Below are 2,774 nucleotides of genomic sequence, written 5' to 3' on the forward strand. Positions count from 1 at the left end.
GTATGGCGATATCATCAAATGGTTCACCAACCGCGGCACTGGCGTCCCTGCTTATATCAGCATTGATATGACCACCCAGGATGTAGACCTGATCAAACTGGAAGAGGGCATCAAGATCTCTCCCTTTGAACATTTTGGTCGTAACCTGAACCGCTATATCCGCTTCCGCTACCCCACAGCCATGATCCATTCCTACAATTTTGAGATCAATGACGAGGGCGAGCCTTACTGGGTATGCGCTGTGGAAGATAAGACCATCGGTCTTTTCGGCGGCACGGATATCAAAGGCGCTATCATCATCAATGCAGCTACGGGGGAACATATCTATTATGACGTGGCAGATGTGCCCACTTGGGTGGATAAGGTATACGATTCCGCTCTGCTGGTAGAACAGTACGATTATTATGGCACACTGAAAAACGGCTACATCAACAGCATCTTTGGGCAGAAGGGCTGCTTGATGTCCACAGAAGGCTATAACTATATCGCCTTGGACGATGATGTCTGGGTATACACTGGTGTAACTTCCATCGGCGGCGACGAATCCAATGTTGGCTTCGTTCTGATGAATTCCCGTACGAAGGAAACGAAATATTACCAGATTTCCGGCGCCAAGGAAGTTTCCGCCATGTCCTCTGCGGAAGGGCAGGTACAGCATCTGAATTATGAAGCCACTTTCCCCATCCTGCTGAATATTGCCGATGAACCCACATACTTCCTTTCCCTGAAGGATAACGCGGGGCTGGTAAAGAAATATGCCATGGTGAATATCCAGAAATATCAGATCGTTGCCATTGGCGACACTGTTGCGGAATGTGAAAAGGCTTACCGCAATCTGATGGCGGGCAGCGGCATCGAAACGGTAGATACCTCCAAAGCCCAGACCATTACCGGTAAAATCACTATGATGAAGGATATCGTTTCCGAAGGAAACACCTACTGGTATCTGATGCTGGAAGGCAGCGATGCCTTGTTCGAAGCGAAAGCAAAGGATAATCTGGAAATTCTGAAAAAACAGGTGGGCAGCAATGCGACACTGGAATATGTGGCCCAGTCTGCCGATGTGAATACGGTCCTTTCCGTAAAATAAGAAACTCTCAGCCATGTATCAGGATGATGCATGGCTGAAAGTTTCTTACAAAAGTCTGAATTTCGGCTACTTTGGTTGACACTTTCGAAATAAAAATGTAGAATATATAAGATAAAATGCAGAAATTGCGTAGATTTGTAAATAGTGAAATCAAATCTTAGTATATATTTTGGAGGTAAAGAGCAATGAGCGATGAAAGATTCGAAAATACAAACAGCTCCAGAGGCATGAGTGATACAGACAAAGGCTACTACGAAGATCTGTATAATGACCTGCCGAAGGAAGTTGTGGACATCCTGATGCAGACACACCCTCTGATGGGCAAAAATGACGACCTGGAAGCAACAGCATACCGTGCGCGCCGCCCTCAGAGAAGAGAAGATGTGGAAGAAGTCAGAGAAGCAAGAATGCAGCAGGTAAGCAATGAGATCAATGAAGTGAGCAGAGCGCCTCAGCAGGAAGGTGAACCCACTCGCTACGTTTCCCGCCGCGCAAGAAATACAGGCATCGTTTCCGAAAATCTGGAAGGCATGCATACTTCTGCACCCAAGGGGAATACAATGGATCAGGACGACTATGATGACGGCATCCAGTATGTCAGCGTGATCCCTGCCCGCAAAAAATCCAAGATCGTGGAAGAAGTGACCCTGCAGACAACAGCAGCCCCTGCGAAACGCAGCAGAAAAGCAAGAAAAGAAAAAGAAGCAATGCCTTTCGAAGATATGGGCAGAGACCCCAGAGACAGCCGCCCTCGCTACGAAGATCTGGACTTCGAAGAAAGAGCAAAACAGGAACATCTGGATAGCCTGTATGATGATGATTACGATGATGATTACGGCACAGGCAGAAGCAAACTGGCCATCATTCTGGGCGTAGTGGCGTTGATCCTGATCATCTTCCTGATTTTCCGTACCGTAAGCCTGAACAGCCAGCTGGAAGATGCACAGAATCAGCTGACACAGTCTCAGGAATACAAACAGAAATACGAAGATATCCAGCTGGAAAAAATGCAGCTGGAAGAACAGCTGGATAACCTGAAAGGCGGCAGCACAGAAAATGCTGAGGGCGCAGATGGCGACAATGCAGAAAATACAGACGGCGATACCGACAGCAGCACACCCGCATCCTCTACAAGCGGCGCCGGCAAGGAATATACCATCAAAGACGGCGATACCCTGTGGACCATCGCGCAGAGCCAGCTGGGCAATGGCGCTGATTATCAGAAGATCCTGGATGCCAACGGCATGAAGGAAAGCGATTCTCTGAAACCCGGCAGCAAAATCAAGATCCCTGCAGCAAACTAATAGGAGAACAGCATGAGTGAACTGGAAAAGAAAACTCTTGCGGAATTGAAGAAAATTGGTTCGGAATTGGGAGTTTCTCCCATTTCCGGCCTGAAAAAAAGCGAATTGATAGAGAAGATCAAAGAAAAGCAGTCCTCTGCGGCAGAAAAAACAGCTCCGCAGGCGGCTGCTTGTGGTTTTTCTCAGAAAAAATTCGACGAAAAAACCGAAATTCCGCAGGAAACGACAGAAAGAGAAAAGCAGATTTTTGAAGAGATGGGGGAAGGCATTCTGGAAGTCCTGCCCGATGGGTATGGCTTTCTTCGGGCGGAAAATTGCCTGCCCGGCATCAATGACGTTTACGTTTCTCCCGCTCAGATCAGAAGATTCAACCTGAAAAC

General features: G+C 47.6%; 3 protein-coding genes. All 3 read left to right on the forward strand.

Annotation, left to right across the window (positions count from 1 at the left end):
* Positions 1 to 1,090, forward strand: a 1,090-nt coding sequence (locus tag IJ369_RS01175; protein ID WP_290715046.1) for a CvpA family protein, incomplete at its 5' end; no start/stop codon positions are given.
* Positions 1,091 to 1,275: 185 nt separating this feature from the next.
* The gene (locus tag IJ369_RS01180) at positions 1,276 to 2,394 is read left to right on the forward strand and encodes a LysM peptidoglycan-binding domain-containing protein (protein WP_290715048.1); all 1,119 of its coding nucleotides are present in this window, start codon (positions 1,276 to 1,278) and stop codon (positions 2,392 to 2,394) included.
* A gap of 12 nt (positions 2,395 to 2,406) precedes the next feature.
* Positions 2,407 to 2,774, forward strand: a 368-nt coding sequence (locus IJ369_RS10855; protein ID WP_290715051.1) for a Rho termination factor N-terminal domain-containing protein, incomplete at its 3' end; no start/stop codon positions are given.

Origin of the sequence: Anaerotignum sp. (assembly GCF_017483025.1) — a bacterium.
Lineage (GTDB): Bacteria > Bacillota > Clostridia > Lachnospirales > Anaerotignaceae > Anaerotignum_A.

What these genes read in the sequence shown, in the direction of transcription:
- IJ369_RS01180 (WP_290715048.1), top strand. Translation starts at nt 1,276, where the DNA reads ATGAGCGATGAAAGATTCGAAAATACAAACAGCTCCAGAGGCATGAGT.